The 12,837-nt window shown below is 68.0% G+C and carries 9 protein-coding genes and 1 pseudogene; 5 read left to right on the top strand and 5 right to left on the bottom strand.

The features are described 5' to 3' along the window. Positions 1 to 233: 233 nt before the first annotated feature. From JWP64_RS31650 to JWP64_RS21080, 4 genes and pseudogenes are all read right to left on the bottom strand, one after another. Positions 234 to 524, bottom strand: a pseudogene (locus JWP64_RS31650) (IS110 family transposase); the annotation flags it as partial. Beyond that, entirely contained in the window at positions 521 to 4,207 is a 3,687-nt protein-coding gene (locus tag JWP64_RS21090) for an amino acid adenylation domain-containing protein (RefSeq protein ID WP_297499800.1), read from the bottom strand. The gene JWP64_RS21090 and the pseudogene JWP64_RS31650, both read right to left, overlap by 4 nt. 100 nt (positions 4,208 to 4,307) lie before the next feature. Continuing rightward, positions 4,308 to 4,523, bottom strand: coding sequence for an acyl-CoA carboxylase subunit epsilon (locus JWP64_RS21085; protein WP_297499798.1), 216 nt, complete (start codon positions 4,521 to 4,523; stop codon positions 4,308 to 4,310). A 10-nt stretch (positions 4,524 to 4,533) separates the two neighbouring features. Beyond that, on the bottom strand, positions 4,534 to 6,033 hold the full coding sequence (locus tag JWP64_RS21080) for an acyl-CoA carboxylase subunit beta (protein WP_297499846.1): 1,500 nt from the start codon (positions 6,031 to 6,033) through the stop codon (positions 4,534 to 4,536). 663 nt (positions 6,034 to 6,696) lie between these two features. Between JWP64_RS21080 and JWP64_RS21075 the strand changes: the two genes are divergently transcribed. Continuing rightward, positions 6,697 to 6,879, top strand: coding sequence for a hypothetical protein (locus tag JWP64_RS21075; protein WP_297499796.1), 183 nt, complete (start codon positions 6,697 to 6,699; stop codon positions 6,877 to 6,879). A 19-nt stretch (positions 6,880 to 6,898) separates the two neighbouring features. Here the strand turns inward: JWP64_RS21075 and JWP64_RS21070 are convergent, their stop codons facing one another. Next, entirely contained in the window at positions 6,899 to 7,552 is a 654-nt protein-coding gene (locus tag JWP64_RS21070; protein ID WP_297499794.1) for a sigma-70 family RNA polymerase sigma factor, read from the bottom strand. A 1,129-nt stretch (positions 7,553 to 8,681) separates the two neighbouring features. Here JWP64_RS21070 and JWP64_RS21065 point away from each other — a divergent pair. The 4 genes from JWP64_RS21065 (at position 8,682) to JWP64_RS21050 (ending at position 12,691) form a co-directional block, all read left to right on the top strand. After that, complete coding sequence (locus tag JWP64_RS21065; protein ID WP_297499792.1) at positions 8,682 to 9,809, top strand: acyl-CoA dehydrogenase family protein; 1,128 nt, start codon at positions 8,682 to 8,684, stop codon at positions 9,807 to 9,809. An 80-nt stretch (positions 9,810 to 9,889) separates the two neighbouring features. Then, positions 9,890 to 10,936: an SDR family oxidoreductase gene (locus JWP64_RS21060; RefSeq protein WP_297499789.1), complete on the top strand. Its 1,047-nt coding sequence runs from the start codon at positions 9,890 to 9,892 to the stop codon at positions 10,934 to 10,936. Continuing rightward, on the top strand, positions 10,933 to 12,207 hold the full coding sequence (locus tag JWP64_RS21055) for an aminotransferase class III-fold pyridoxal phosphate-dependent enzyme (RefSeq protein ID WP_297499787.1): 1,275 nt from the start codon (positions 10,933 to 10,935) through the stop codon (positions 12,205 to 12,207). The genes JWP64_RS21060 and JWP64_RS21055 overlap by 4 nt, the downstream gene beginning before the upstream one ends. A 1-nt stretch (position 12,208) precedes the next feature. Beyond that, a complete protein-coding gene (locus tag JWP64_RS21050; RefSeq protein WP_297499786.1) occupies positions 12,209 to 12,691 on the top strand; it encodes an SRPBCC family protein in 483 nt (160 codons plus the stop codon). Positions 12,692 to 12,837: the final 146 nt, after the last annotated feature.

The raw sequence follows: 12,837 nt of genomic DNA, 5'->3' as shown, positions 1-12,837 counted from the left end.
TGATGAATCTGGTGCTGACCCACGGCCGGGGGTCCCCGGCGGTCAGACAGGCCACCGGAAGCGGGCTGTCTGGTCATTTCTTCGCCGCCCCGGTCCGGGCGGGCAGGTAGCGGATGCGGTGATCGCGCAGGCCGTAGAACACCAGCACGACCACCTCCCGGCCGGCGGCGACCACACCGGCGTTGTGGCCGCGCCGCTCGCCGACCCGGTCGCGGTGCCGCCCGAGGCGGGTGCGCGGGGACCCGTTGCACGGCCTCGACCGCGGCCCAGTGCACCAACCGGCTGCCTTGCTTGGTGAACCGGCCACGATGGCAGGTGGTGTCGGACTCGCGATGCCTGGGCGTCAGCCCGGCCCAGCTGGCCAATTGCTCCGGCCGGGCGAAGCGCGTCACGTCACCGATCTCGGCTACGAACACCGCGGCCAGGTCCCTCCCACCCCGGGAATGGCCCGGATCGCGACGTACCCGGGGTCTGCCGGTCCCTCGTATGCTCCTGCGAATCGTTCGGCTGGCTGTCGTTATCACGCAGTCGTGGTGGGAAGTGCGCGCGGAGTGGGGTCGTTGCCCGAGTGCCGCCGTGGGTGGTTGACGATTTGGGCCGGTCGGGGAGTCAACCACGGCATGGGCGCTCGTGGGAGCCGTAGCAGCGCTGATTCGATTTCGGCGAGCTCGATACGGTAGGCGCCAAAGTTGTCCCGCGGGTCGATGCGTCCCAGGTATTCGATCTCGCCGTCCTCGTTGACCCGGCCCAGGTCGCCAGTGCGGTAGATCCGGCCGGAAGGGTTAGCCGGGATGCCGAGGAAGTCCGGGATGAACGCGTTGTCGGTCAGGTCGTCGCGGTTGAGGTAGCCGCAGGCCAGCCCGAGGCCGGCGATGCCGATCTCCCCGGTTTCCCCGTGCGGCAGCGCCCGGTGAGGGTCCTCGACGTCCAGGACGACCGTGCTGTAGGTGGGCAGCGGGACGCCGATCGTGACCGGTTTGTCCGGGTGCAGCTCAGTCCAGGTGGCGGTGACCGTAGCCTCGGCCGGGCCATAGACGTTGAGCATCCGCCGGCCGGGGCGGTGCCAGCGCGCAATCAGATCCCGCGGGCAGACTTGCCCGAAGACCAGCAGGAACCGCAGGTCGGGCAGATCGTCCTGGAGGGTGGCGAGTTGGACCGGCACGCAGTACATCGCGGTGACCCGCTGGCTGACCAAGAACTTGTGTAGGTCAGCCCCCAACGGGAGCACGCCGGGCGGTTTGGGCACCAAGGTGGCTCCGCACAGCCACGGTACCAAGATCTCTTCGACCGAGAAGTCGAAGGCGAGCGACAGCCCTTGATACACACGGTCGCGGGGGCGGATGCCGTACACCTCGGCGGCGACCTTGATGAAGTTGCAGATGCTGCGGTGGTCGATCGCCACGCCGGCGGGGCGGCCGGTGGGGTCGGTGGTGTAGCTGATGTAGGCGAGCTGGTCGGCGTGTGCGCCGCGCTCGATGTGGGTGAGCCGGTGGGAGCTCAACTCGTCGATCAGCGGCGCGGCCTGGTCGAGGTGGACCAGTTGGGCGCCGCTGGTGCTCAACTGGTCGATCCACTCCGCGCGCCCGGCTACCCACGACATCGACAGCACCGTGCGCACCCGGGCGTCTTCGACGATGTAGGCCATCCGATCGGTCGGGAAGTCGGTGTCGAGCGGCACGTATGCGGCGCCGATCTTGAACACGGCCAGCATCGGGATGTAGGCGTGGGCCGGCTCGTCGAACAGCAGTCCAATCCGGTCGCCTGGATTGGCCCCGCGCAGTCGCAGGTAGCGGGCCAGTTGGTTGGCCTGGGCGTCCAGCTCGTCGTAGGTCAGCGACAGCTCGTCGGAGTCCACCGCGAGCTGGCCGGGCCGGCCGTACAGGCGCACCCAGTCACAGCACTCCTCCAACAGGCGGTCCAGGCGCTCGTCCTGGCGCACTCGCCAACCCTGTGGCTCGTACTGGTCGACCAAGACCAGCTCAGATATCGGGCCCGCGAACGGCGGCTCTGCGTGAGCCGGCAACGGCGCCGGGGCCTCCCGGAGCCCGAAGCGGGTGTGCACGCGCCGCAACCACGGGGGCGCCCACCAGTTGATCCGCCCGGTCAGCTTCATGAACGCCGGGACCAGCAGTCCACGGACGAGTGTTGCGTCCATCAGCACCGCGAGCGCCAGGCCGACGCCGAGCAACTTCAGCGGGGTCACGCTGGACGTCGCGAAGGACAGGAACACGACCGCGATGATCGCGGCGGTCGCGGTGATCAGTCGTCCGGTGTGGCCCAGCCCTCGTGCGACGGCGAGGGTGTTGTCCCCCGTGCGCTCCCACTCCTCGCGGATACGCGACAGGAGGAAGACCTCGTAGTCCATCGACAGGCCGAACGCCACGCAGAACATGAGGATCGGGATGGTGACGTCCAGCTGGCCGGTGACCGTGAAGTTCCCGAGGAGCCAGCGCAGATGCCCCTCCTGGAAGATCCACACCATCGCGCCGAACGTGGCGCTGAGGCTGAGCAGGTTGAGCACCAGGGCCTTCAACGGCACGATGACGCTGCCGGTGAACAGGAAGAGCAGGATGCCCACGGCCACAGCGATGATCGCGAGAGCCCACGGCACATTGTCGGCGATGGCGTTGGAGGTGTCGACGAGATCCGCCGACTCCCCGCCGACGAGCACCGGGGCCGGCGCCGGGGTCGACCGCAGCCGGTTCACCAGCTCCTTCCCCGAGGTCGGGGACGGGTCGGCGGCAGGGACGATCGAGAGCCAGGTACCGGAGCCGCTCTCGAATCTGGCGGAGGACCCGTCCGGCGCGGCGACCTGCACACCGTTGGCAAAGGAGCCGGTGAGCGCGTCGACGCGGGCGGCGCCCGGAAGCCGGGACAGGTCGAGGGCGTAACCGGTCAGCGTACTGGCGTCAGTCCTCTGGTTCGAGACCACGAACAGCTGTGCCGATTCCTGTGTCGCGAAGTCCTCGCGCAGCATGTCGCCGGCCTGTCGGCTCGACGCGCTCTGCGGCAGCGCGCGATCGTCGGGCAGACCGAACTGGGCGTGCAGGAACGGAGTGCCGAGCACGAGCAGGATCGCGACGACGCCGACAGCGACCAATCCGGGGCGGCGCATGACCGCGCTGGCCAGTCGTTCCCAGAAGTTCGGGAGCACCCGGGCGCGCCGCGTCGGAGGGCGACGGAAGAGCGCCAGCCTGTTCACCCGCTCGCCCAGCAGGGCGAGGACGGCCGGCAGCACGACCACCGTGCTGACGGCGGCGAGCACGACGACGGCTATGCCGGCGTAGGCGATCGAGCGCAGGTAGTACAGCGGGAAGACCAACAGTGCGGTCAGCGAGAGCGTGACCGTGGCCGCCGAGTAGACGACGGTCCGCCCGGCGGTTTGCACCGTCTCGATCACCGCACGGTCCGGGGACAGCCCCCGCGCCAGTTCCTCACGGAAGCGGGTCACCACGAACAGGCTGTAGTCGATGCCCAGACCGAGGCCCAGCGCGGTCGTCACGTTCAATGCGAAGACCGAGACGTCGGTCAGGTTGGCCAGGATCCACAGTTCCGCCAGCGTGCCGGCGATCGCGACCAGGCCGATCACGAGCGGCAGACTGGCGGCCACCATGCTGGCGAAGACCAGCACGAGGAGCACCGCCGTGATTGGTAAGGCGTATTTCTCGGCCTGGACGAGGTCGTCTTTGAGGGTCTCGGTTATCTCGCGGGAGGTCTCGTCCGAGCCGCTCGCAAGCAGCGTCAGCACGCCCTGCTGTCGGTAACGGTCGATGAAGCCCTGAACGGTGTGTTTCCGGGCGTCTGGGCCACCGGCGAGCCGAACCAGGGCGAGTGCCGAGCGCCCGTCCTTGCTGCGCAGGGAGACGGGCTGGTCCATGCTCCAGAACGACTGGACCTTTAGCACCCCCGGTTCGGTGCTCAGTCGGCGGGTGAGCTCCATCCCTGCCTGCGCGGCCGCGGGATCCGCGACCGTCTGCCCCTTCGGCACGGTGGCGATGAGGACGAAGGTCGGTTGCCCCTGGCCGAACCGTTCATCGAGCATCGTCGCTGCGCGTGCCGACTCCGAGTCAGGGTCGGTGTACCCACCGCTCGAGAGGTGATCGTGGACCCCGCTACCGATCATCCCCGCGCCAATCACCCCGAGAAGTGTGAGCGCGAGTATCCACAGTCGTCGGCGTACCGCCAGTGCGCCGAGCCGTTCAAACATTGCGCCTCCTGGGCGGACGTCGAGTCGATACTGGGGACGGACGGAACGCGCCCGGGATACGTGCGCGGGGTTGTCGTGCCGATCCCGCCCCCGTGCGGGTTCACGGCCGTGAATGGGTCCACTGACGCATGCCGGCCGACCAGGTCGCCGGCGCTTGCCAGGACCGGCCGCGGAGCCCCGACGCGCGCCAACGGGAGCGGGCAACGCATGCGGCCCGCTGCTCAGGCGCCCGGGCCAACAGCACGATGACGAGCGCGGCCAACTCGTCCGGGGTCGGCTGGCCCTTGAGGACGGAGATCATGACCGGGTCCACCACGGGTTCCTCCTCACAGGGGCACGTTGCCGTGCTTGCGATGGGGTAACGCCGGCCGCTTCGTGCGGAGGAGCGCGAGGGACCGGATCAGAACCGACCGGGTCACGCGCGGGTCGATGACGTCGTCGACGAGTCCTCGCTCGGCCGCGACGTACGGCGTCATGAGCCGCTCGGTGTACTCCGCCACCAACTCCGCTCGCCGCGCCCTCGGATCGGGAGCGGCGGCGAGTTCCTTCCGGAAGATGATGTTGGCTGCGGCGTCCGCCCCCATGACCGCGACCTCGTTCGAGGGCCAGGCGAAGGATAGGTCGGCGCCGATGGACTTGGAGTCCATGACGATGTAGGCCCCGCCGTACGCCTTGCGCAGGATGACCTGGATACGGGGCACGGTCGCGTCACAGTAGGCGTAGAGCAGCTTGGCGCCGCGTCGGATGATGCCCGCGTGCTCCTGGCCGGAACCGGGCAGGAAGCCGGGGACGTCGACCAGCGTCACGAGCGGGATGTTGAAGGCGTCGCAGGTCCGGACGAACCGGGCAGCCTTCTCGGCGGCGTCGATGTCCAGGACGCCTGCGAGCACCGAGGGCTGGTTGGCGACGATCCCCACGACGTGCCCCCCGAGCCGGGACAGGGCGCAGACGATGTTCCCGGCCCATCGCGCATGGAGTTCGAGGTACTCCCCGTCGTCCACAATCTCGGTGATCACGTCACGGACGTCGTAGGAGCGGTTCGGCTCGACCGGGACGAGATCGAGCAGTGCCTCGCAACCCCGGTCGGAAGGATCCGACGAGATCACCGTCGGCGGCTCCTCCTGGTTGTTCGAGGGCAGGAAGGACAGCAGGTACCGCACGTCCTCCAGGCAGCCGGCCTCGTCCTCGGCCACGAAGGTCGCCACGCCGGTACGGGATGCGTGGATCGCCGCTCCGCCGAGGTCCTCCAGGCTGATCCGCTCACCGGTCACCGCGGCGATCACATCCGGACCGGTGATGAACAGCTTCGCGTTGTCCTGCACGGCGAAGACGAAGTCGGTCAGGGCCGGCGAGTACACGGCGCCGCCGGCGCACGCGCCGAAGACGACCGAGAGCTGCGGCAGGACACCGGAGGCGCGCACGTTGCGCCTGAAGATCTCGCCGAACCCCGCGAGCGCGTTGACGCCCTCCTGGATGCGCGCGCCACCGCCGTCGTTGAGTCCGACGATCGGCACGCCCGTCGACTCGGCCAAATCCATGAGCTTGTGCACCTTGGCCGCGAAGACCTCCCCCAGCGCTCCACCGAAGATCCGGGGATCGTGTGCGAAGACGCACACCTGCCGGCCCTCGACCGTTCCCCATCCGGTCACGACGCCGTCGGTGTCCGGCCGTCGGTGCTCCATCCCGAAGCCGGTCGCCCGGTGCCGGGCGAACGGGTCGAGCTCGACGAAGGACCCCTCGTCGAGCAGCAGGGCAATCCGTTCCCTGGCCGTCAGCTTGCCCAGTGCCCACTGCCGGGCCGTGGCCTCGGGGTCGCTCCCGTTCATCGCCCGGTGCCGGCGTTCGGCCACCTCGGCGGCCGCCTCCCGCAGGGATCCGGGTGCGGTTCGCGCCGGGGCGCTCACCGAACTCGGCCCCGCTCGACGGGAGGACAACGGGGTGACGGAATTTCCGCCTGCCTGGCCGGCTCGTTCCCCGCAGTGCAGGCGAGGAGGTTCAAGGTCCATACCCTCGCGCTCCGCGATGCGCCATGTTTCAGTTCTCACCGTTCCTCCGTCTCCTGCCGGCCGTGCGTCGCTCCGGAGCCGTTCTCACCCCGGACGTCACCTCGGTGTAATCAGCACGACGAGCCGCCGTTCTCGTCACCGTCGCGGACGACGCCGCGCGGGACTCCCCGCCGTCCCCACGGACAGTGGCCACTGTGTCCATGAGCTCCTGCTCGCTAGGCGGCCGCGCGCTCATCCGTGCCGCTTCCGGCCGATGCGGTCGATCCGCAAAGGGGTCACCCCTTCTCTTTCTCTTGGTCGAAGAAGACGCTGCCGCCGAGCGCCGAGCGGCCTCCGGCCGGGCCGTTTCATCGGTCGTCACCAGAGGAGGTCCGGGGCCGCCTGTTGCCGCGGTCTCCTGCGCCGCGCCGGCCCGGGACCACGCCGACCGCAGGTGCGGCGCTAAGGTCGAGGAGGGTTTCGGTCTGTGGACGGGGGTGCCGGTTGAGGGATCCAGACAGCCGCTGGTACGACGACGAGGACTATCTGATGGACCTCCTGGCCGAAGCCCTGCAGCCGCTCCGGCCCTCCGAGGAGGACGTCCAGGTCGCCGAACGAGGGGCCTGCCGCGAGCCGGACATCGCGGCCGAGTCCGAGGACCACGGGCCGACATCGCAGACGGACTGATCAAGGTGCGCGGCCGAAGTCAGCCCGCGCAGAGGCCCTGGATGTCGGTTGCCTCGAGAGCGGTGCGCAGCCGCGCCAGGAGGCGAGCGCGGGTTGGCCCGATACTCCCGACCGGCATGCCCAGTCGTGCGCCGATCTCCTCATAGCTCGTCGGCGGAGAGGCGACGAGCAGACCGAGCAGCTCCTGGTGCCGCTCCGAAAGCTCCTGGACGGCGCGACGGACCATCGCCACCCGCTCCTTCCGCACGGCGGAAGCCTCCGGCTCGTTGTAGTGCCGGTCCCCGTCCCGGTTCTCGGGCGCGCCGAGGTCCGTCCCGTGCAGATCCAGCTGACATTCCCGGCGGGTTCTGCGGATGGTCTCGATGGAGGCCCGCCGCGCGGTCGTCCGCAACCAACCGGGCAACCGCTCGGGGTTGCGGATCGTGCCGAGGTTCTCGATCAGCCGCAGCCAGGTCGTCTGTACCGCATCGGCTGCCTGCGCGTCCCCGAGCCGGAAACCGCGGACGACCGACCACAGCAGCCCGTCGAACCGGTCGACGATGGCCCTCAGGGCCGCCTTGTCCCCGTGTCCGGCAAGGTGGAGCAGGTGCGCCGTATCCTCGTCCGCGAGGGGAGCGGGGTCGACCGTCCCCGCACCGACCTCGAGAGCCTGAGCGGTGACAGCGGCCGTCATCCGGCCGTCGGCGCCCGCGGACCGCTGGCCCGGATAGTTCGTGTCGGACAGCCCGGTCGTCCGGTGTCCAGCCACGTTCCCCGGCCGGGGAGCGGGCCTCGACTGTCGTGGATGCGGGGTCAGGTCGCTGGTCCGGCCGGAACCCTCCGGGCTCCTCGACGCAGCCGTCGGGTGCTCCCGGTACCGGATGGCCTCACGCCGGTGCGCTAGGTGACTATGCCGGCCTTGCTCTGTCGGGCGGATGGTCATACGACTCTCTCTCGTCCGGGCTGCTCGTGCAGCTGCGATGCCTGCCCTTGGCAGCAGCCTGCTGCGTATCGCCGCCGGGGACGACCGTGCGGTCCCTAGGAGGGGCCTGTGCCTGCCCTACTTCGGAGGTAGGGAGAACCCGCCGCCGTGCCAACGTCTTCCCCCGTAACACCCTGGCCTGGGGTTGGGGCGACGTGCCCGGCCGTTCCCCGTCGAGCCACCTGGATCTGCCCACGAACGTCGTGCGTGTTCCCCGCCATCTGCCGGCCGACCGTCCGCGTCGGCCACCACGTTCACTGCGCCGATCAACCGCCGACCCGAGATGCGGCAACAACACAGCAAGATCGCATCGGGTGATCTCGCTGGACAACGCGATCAGGGAGGCGCAAACACGCCGAAGGCATGATCACGCGGAGTGCGCCAGGCCCCGAATCTTGCCCACGATCGCGTCGATGAAGATGACCGGGTAGACCCGGCGGTTTCCACTGGTGGTCGCGAATCAATGACTGGTCGATGATGTAAGTGATCGCCTCATGGCCTGGGCGGGCGTCAGATCCCCGAGGACCATCCGCGGCCGGTTGTTGGCGCGCGATCTCGGCGTGCAACGCCATCTCACGAGCCTGACCCTAGGTCAACATCGGGCGCAGGTGCGGTGGGATCTCGGCGGTGCCGGCGAGGAAGACGTCGCGGAACTGCGGGGCCTTCCGCCCGGCCGGAAAGTGGATCAACATCGTGTAGCGGGTGGCGTGGCCGACGAGCGTCCCGATCGCGCAAATTACGCCGGCCAGGTGGTTGTCCGCTGTGACACGAACCTTCGATGTATCTCCGGCAGACCCCGGCCCGTCACACACGGCAGACCCAAAAGGAAAGGGGAACGGATATGCGTTTCATGCAGCGAGAGCGAGCGACCCTGAATGAGTTTCTCCCGGGCTTGGACGCTGAATTGTCCGCCATGCCGTTGTGTGATCTGGAGTGTGCCGGTGGCCCGGGACTGAAGCTGTTCAAGGACGCTGGTGGGCCGGCGCTGCTCGTTCCGGTTGAGCACTCGGGGCTCGGTGCCGACGCCGTCTGCGCGGTTCGGGTGCAACGGGCGATCGCCTCCCGCTCTCCGTCGCTGGCAATCGGGACCACGATGCACCACTTTTCCATCGCCGGCCTGGCCGATGCCAGCGTGAATGTGCAGGGACCGGAGTGGATGCTGCTGCAGGCGATCGCCGAAGGGCGCTTGCTGGTCGCTTCCGGTTTCGCCGAAGGCCGCACGGGGCAGGCGATTCTGTCGCCGACCATGCGTGCGGAAGTCCGCGGGGACAAGGTTGTGATCAACGGAAGCAAAAAGCCGTGCAGCCTGGCACACTCCATGGACCTGCTTACCGCATCGGTGGCCCTGCCTACCGACGAAGGTGAGCAGATGGCAGTGGCCCTAGTCAGCAGGCACAGCCCCGGCCTGCAGGTGCGCCCGTTCTGGAACAACGCCGTCCTCGCCGGCGCGGAAAGCGACGAAGTGGTCCTGACCGACGTCGAGGTGCCCATGGATCTCGTTGTCCGCACCGAGATCACCCCGGACCAGCAACTCGATGACCTCCAGACCGCCGGTTTCGTGTGGTTCGAGTTGCTGATGTCAGCCTGCTACATCGGTGTGGCAAGCGCCCTGGTCGAGCGGGTCCTGCTTGCCGGCAAGGTAAACGCCTCGCTGCGGGCCGGAGTATTCACCGATATCGAGGCCGCGATGCGCGGCGTGGAAGGTGTGGCCCGGGCGATCAGCCAGGAACGCGCGGGGCAGGAAGCCCTTGTCGATGCGCTCGTCTGCCGCTACCACGTCCAGGACACGATCAGCCTGGTTGTCCGCCAGTGCGTCGAAGCGCTCGGCGGGATGGCCTACATCTCCTCCAACGACGTCACCTATCTCGCGGCCGCCTCGGCTGCCCTGGCCTTCCACCCGCCTTCCCGCAGCCGGATGGCCGAACCGCTGTGCGGCTACATCGCCGGCGGCCCGCTGTCGATTGCCTAAGCCCTGACCCACATTTCGCACCGGTCGCGCCCACCGCACGCAAGGGCGCGCCGCGACCTGTACTGCGGAGGTACACCACCATGTTCAGATCCACGCGGGAAAAGACAATTCTGCTCACCGGAGCTTCGGGAGTCGTCGGTACCGCCCTCATCCCCGAGTTGGCACGGCATCGGGTGATCGCGTTGACTCATCGAAGAACGCCTTCCGCTGAGATCCGAAAGGTGCGGGGCGACCTGACCCAGTTCGGTTTGGGCATGGACCCGGATGTCTACGACAACCTTGCCGAGCAGGTCGACACCGTGATCCACGCGGCGGCAATCACTGACTTCACCGTGGGCACCGAAGCGACCGCGGCGCTGAATCTTGCCGGAACCGCGAACATCCTGAGATTCGCCGAGGACGCCAACGCGTCCCTGCACTACATCAGCACTGCCTTCGTCGATCGCACTGATCTGACCCGTGACAGTCTGGGGGCGGCGGCCGCGAACCCTGCCGACTACCTGAACTCCAAGCGCGCGGCCGAGCAACTGGTGCGCGACAGCGGAGTTCCGGCAACGATCGTGCGGCCCTCCGTGGTCATCGGGGACTCTGCCACCGGCGAGATCGCTCGGTTCCAGGGCCTGCACACGCTCGCCTGGTCGGTGCTGAAGAACAACTTGCCGATGCTTCCCCTGGATCCGACCGACCGCATCGACTTCATCCCCCAAGACATTCTCGCCCGTGCCATCGCCGGCCTGGTCGAGGGCGGGATCACCAGCGGCGAGCACTGGATTACAGCTGGTGAGGCGGCGCTGACCACCCGGCAAATGATCGATGTCGGCGTCACCGCCGGGCGGGAGCTGGGCATCGACATCGTGGCCCCCCGGTTCGTGGCACCAGAGATGGTCGACCGTCTGATCCGGCCCGTGTTCGTCGAGCCATTGCCGGAGAGGGCCCGTCGCCAGTTCGACGACCTGCTCGCGACGACGGCCTTGTTCACCAATACGAAAACCTTTCCGTCCACTATGGATCGTATTCTCGGCGTGCCGGCGATCACCTCGGAAGAGCTGGCTGAAGCCCTGGTGACCTCAACGTCCTACCTGGCTCGGACTCGCGGGCTGGTGCGCTCGAAGGAGGCCGCGGCATGAGCACGGCAACAAGCGCTGAGATCATTGGCCTCTACAAGCGGCATCTCAGCCGTGGACGGGCGCGTCTGGCCGAAATGGCCGGCGGCGCAATGGAAATCTCCTCGCAGGGCACCCGGATCTACACCGCCGACGGCACCGAGTACCTCAACTGCGGTGGCTACGGGGTATTCCTTCTGGGGCACCGGCACCCAAAGGTCACCGCGGCGGTCATCGAGCAAATCCAGCGCCATCCGCTGTCGACCCGGATCTTGCTCGAACCCACCGCGGCCGAGGCCGCCCGCGAGCTCGCCTCGGTGACACCACCCGGTCTCGACCGCGTGCACTTCGTCAACTCCGGCGCTGAGGCCACCGAAGCTGCGATCAAGCTCGCCCGAGCGCTCGGCAAACCAAACCTGATCTCCACTATGGGCGGCTACCACGGAAAGACCATGGGAGCCCTCACCCTGACCGCGAAACCCCTCTACCAACAGCCATTCCAGCCGCTGCTCCCCGGCGTCCAGTACGTGCCTTACGGTGACCCGGACGCCCTGGCTGCGGTGCTCAGCCAAGGCGAGAACCATTGCGTGGTCGTGGAACCCGTCCAGGGCGAGGGCGGCGTGGTCGTCCCGCCGCCTGGCTACCTGCGCAAGGTCGAGCAGTTGTGCCGTGAACACGGCGCACTGTTCGTTCTCGACGAGATCCAAACTGGACTCGGCCGGCTCGGTTCCTGGTGGGGAGCAGATCGCGAGGAAGTCCAACCTGACATCCTGCTCGTCGGCAAGAACCTCTCCGGCGGTGTCGTCCCGGTGGCTGCAATGATCGCCACCACGCACGCCTACGCCCCGTTCAACCGCGACCCGTTCCTACACACCTCAACGTTCGCCGCATCACCCGTAGCCATGGCAGCCGCGACCGCTACCGTCCAGGTGATCCGCGAAGAAGGCTTGGTCGAGCGCGCCAAGACACTTGGCGAGTCGATCCTGCCTGCCATCCGCGCCGTCATGACCGAGCTCTGTCCCCACCTTGTGACCGACGTACGGGGCATTGGCCTGCTCATCGGCATCGAGCTGCGCGACGAGGAAATCGCCGCCGAACTCACCCTGGAACTGCTCGAACGACACGTTCTCGTCAATCACTCACTCAACGCCCACCGCGTCATCCGCCTCACCCCGCCGGCCACGCTGTCCGATGTGGACACTACTTGGCTGCTCGACGCCCTCACCGAAGCCGCCACCGCCCTGGCGGCCCGACGCGCCACTCACCGCACCACTTCTCTGGAAAGGAGCGCCTGACATGCCGCAGGTCAAGGTCCAAGCCCTCGTCCCCGACACCGACGCCGATACCGTCTTCGCCCGCATCAGCGACTTCGAAAGCTACAGTCACCACACCGACGCCGTCCGCGAGATCACCCTGCGTCCTCTGGGAAACGGGGTTGTGGAGTCGGAGTGGTCGGTCAACTTCCGCAACGGAATCCTGTGCTGGTCCGAGCGAGACCACATCGACCCCGCACAGCGCGTGATCACGTTCGAACAGCTCGACGGAGACTTCGACGAACTCTCAGGGCAGTGGACGGTGACGCCCGCCGGCCAGGACGTCCGCGTCGCCTTTACCGCCGAGTTCGACCTGGGCATGCCCAGCCTCGCCGACATGATCAACCCGATCGCCGAGCGCACCCTGCGGGAAAACATCGAAGCCATCCTGCGAGGACTGCTCGGGGAGAACACCGTCCTGGTCACCGCCGCGGCAGAACCGCCGGTCTCGCCGAGGAGCGCCTGACATGGCGACTTTAGTCTCGGCGCAGCACCGAAAAGGCACGGTATCGTCCACAAGCGACATTCCGGCAGACCGGACAGCCGGACGTTCCGATCAGTATTCTCCCAGCTGCCCTCGGGTGTCACCGTGATCACCACGTGGCGCCTTCC

Source organism: Pseudonocardia sp. (genome assembly GCF_025465255.1).
In the GTDB taxonomy this organism is placed as follows: Bacteria; Actinomycetota; Actinomycetes; order Mycobacteriales; family Pseudonocardiaceae; genus Pseudonocardia.
Note: the sequence above shows the minus strand (reverse complement) of the source record. Positions and strands in the feature narration are given on the sequence as shown.